Source organism: Stenotrophomonas nitritireducens, assembly GCF_001431425.1.
GTDB lineage: Bacteria > Pseudomonadota > Gammaproteobacteria > Xanthomonadales > Xanthomonadaceae > Stenotrophomonas > Stenotrophomonas nitritireducens.
Genome location: NZ_LDJG01000095.1, coordinates 1 through 628, shown reverse-complemented (window position 1 = coordinate 628; position 628 = coordinate 1). Strand labels below are relative to the sequence as shown.

Genomic DNA, 628 nt, shown 5'->3' with positions numbered 1-628 from the left:
TCCTCGATCATGCCCGGCAGCAGCCAGCGGCCGGCGGCATCGATCACTTCCTCGCCGGCGCGCGGCGCCAGCCCGCTGCCGATCTGCGCGATGCGGCCGTTCTCGATGCGCAGGTCGCCGTCGAAGGTACGGCCCTCGTTGACCATGCGGGCATTGGTGATGAGCGTGGAGGACATGTCAGTGTTTTCCTGTGCAGCGGCAAGAGGGGGCGTCGGCCTTTCCCGGAACCGGATCGAAGCCGCCGGGGTGCAACGGATGGCAGCGGCCCAGCCGACGCAGCGTAAGCCAGCAGCCCCGCAACGGACCGTGTATGCGGATCGCGTCCATCGAATACTCGGAGCAACTGGGGACAAAGCGGCAGCGCGGCCCCAGCAGGGGGCTGATGAAGCGCTTGTAGAAGCGCAGCAGGGCGATGAGGAGTCGGCCGATCACCCTTGGATGATAAGCCAGCTGGCATTGCCCAAGGATTTGTCGCACGATGCCGGACGGGCGGCGGGTGGACTCCAGATGCCTTCCGCCCACCGGGTACGCCGGTCGTGCCTGGTCACGTTCCGAACTGCGCGGGACGATCCGGCGGTGCCGCCGGGCCGCTCACGGGCCGATCGGGCATCCGTTCATGTCGGGGCGG

At 68.2% G+C, this 628-nt stretch carries 1 protein-coding gene and 1 pseudogene; both read right to left on the bottom strand.

Translation table 11 applies throughout. The features are described from left to right. Positions 1-233 (bottom strand): annotated as a pseudogene (locus ABB22_RS18865) (dihydroorotase); the annotation flags it as partial. Beyond that, on the bottom strand, positions 178-450 hold the full coding sequence (yidD, locus tag ABB22_RS18000) for a membrane protein insertion efficiency factor YidD (protein ID WP_152984273.1): 273 nt from the start codon (positions 448-450) through the stop codon (positions 178-180). The gene yidD and the pseudogene ABB22_RS18865, both read right to left, overlap by 56 nt. Positions 451-628: the final 178 nt, after the last annotated feature.